Source organism: Sulfitobacter sp. HI0129 (assembly GCF_001635395.1).
Classification (GTDB): Bacteria; Pseudomonadota; Alphaproteobacteria; order Rhodobacterales; family Rhodobacteraceae; genus Sulfitobacter.
The window spans coordinates 1-1234 of record NZ_LWGH01000888.1 but is presented as its reverse complement, the minus strand read 5'-3'; the positions used below and the strand labels follow the sequence as shown (position 1 = coordinate 1234).

The 1234-nt window shown below is 65.2% G+C and carries 2 protein-coding genes; both read right to left on the bottom strand.

Annotated features, from left to right (window positions below; all coding sequences use genetic code 11):
- Positions 1 to 515, bottom strand: a 515-nt coding sequence (locus tag A3764_RS20695; protein WP_201722483.1) for a glutamate racemase, incomplete at its 3' end; no start/stop codon positions are given.
- Positions 516 to 662: 147 nt separating this feature from the next.
- The coding region (locus A3764_RS20690; RefSeq protein WP_330220551.1) for a DUF6537 domain-containing protein at positions 663 to 1234 on the bottom strand (572 nt) is incomplete at its 5' end.

The following is a 1234-nucleotide window of genomic DNA, read 5'->3' as shown; positions in this document are numbered from 1 at the left end:
AATGCCTCGGCGAGGATGAAATCACCGTCTTCGATGGCGTCCACGACGCCGCCGCAGGCCTGTGCTTCCACGTCCACCCCGATGGCGCGGAACGCAAGTTCGCGCTGAAACGCGCGGGAGGCAACGGTGGCGGGGGTGGCGAAGAGCGCCACATGCTTCAATGCGACCTCGCGCGGCGGGGAATTATCGCCCCACTGGCGTTCGGTCATCGCCTCGATCAGCGGAACGAAAACACCCAGAACGCGCTTGCCCTCAGGCACCCAGCCTTCCTGCATCCGCCGCAACGCCGCGGCGGAGGCGGTGTTGCAGGCCAGCACGACCAGATCGCAGCCCGCATCGAAGAGGCGCTGGACCGCGGCACAGGTCAAATCGTAGATGTCGTCGGCAGTGCGCACGCCATAGGGCGCATGAGCACTGTCCGCGAGGTAGATGAAATCCACTTCCGGCAGCCGCGCGTGCACGGCCTCCCACACGGTCAGACCCCCAAGACCAGAATCGAAAATGCCAACTGCCATCGGACCTCTGCCGTCATCCGCGGACGCAATGCCGCCCTTCACCTGCCCGCAGCACGGGGTGCTGCGGGTTACGCCCTGTCATATGGGGCTTCGCGCCCGAGATCCATGGCCGCTTTGCAGGATGGCCGGGACGCGCCGACGAAAGGCTTACTCGGCGGCGCGTGACGTTTGTGTTCCCCCTGCCCGGATGGTGGCCAAAAGCTCTTCACGGCGCTTTGCGGCCTTGGCCTCCGCCGCCTGTTTGACCGGGCCGAAACCCCTGATCTGCAGCGGCAGGGCCGCCAGTGCCACGATGGCGTCGCGGGTGCCTTCATCCATGAGCGGCAGAACCTCGTCCATGTCCTTTTCATACTGGTCGATCAGATCACGTTCCATTCGCCGTTCGGCGGTGTAGCCGAAGGGATCGGCAAAGGTGCCGCGCAGGAACTTCAGCTTGGCCATGACCCGCAGGGGTTTTTCCAGCCAGGGCCCGAACTCCCGCTTTGCCGGTCGCCCGTCCGGCCCGGGGCGGGCCAGAAGCGGCGGTGCTAGGTTGAAGGACATCTTGAAATCGCCGTCAAACTCGGCACGGGCCTTGTCCCGGCTGGTCAACAGAAGCCGCGCGACCTCGTATTCATCCTTGTAGGCCAACAGCTTGTGATAACCCAGCGCCATGGCTTCGCGCAGGTCCGGGTCCGACGTGCGTTCCAGCATCTCGCGGTAGCGGCGTGCCAAGCGCT